General features: G+C 70.3%; 1 protein-coding gene. It reads right to left on the minus strand.

The genetic code is table 11. The features are described from left to right. The coding region (locus tag ACLJNW_RS28875; RefSeq protein ID WP_410962116.1) for a sensor histidine kinase at nucleotides 1-232 on the minus strand (232 nt) is incomplete at both ends.

Below are 232 nucleotides of genomic sequence, written 5' to 3' on the forward strand. Positions count from 1 at the left end.
TCCCCACCTGCCCGAGCTCGCACGCGGGGATGCCGATCCCGCGATCCGTGACCGCCAGGACAGCCTCGCTGCCCCCGCACACCACCGTCACCTCGATGGGCGCGGGCTCCGGCGAGTATTTGACCGCGTTGTCGAGCAGGTTCGCCACGATGTGTCCGACACGTTGTGCGTCGCAATGGACCGGCACGCGCTCGGGCGGCAGCCGCAGCACGAACGTCCGCGCTTCGAGGAG

Origin of the sequence: Salmonella sp. SAL4457, assembly GCF_046548235.1 — a bacterium.
Taxonomy (GTDB): Bacteria; Pseudomonadota; Gammaproteobacteria; order Enterobacterales; family Enterobacteriaceae; genus Salmonella; species Salmonella enterica.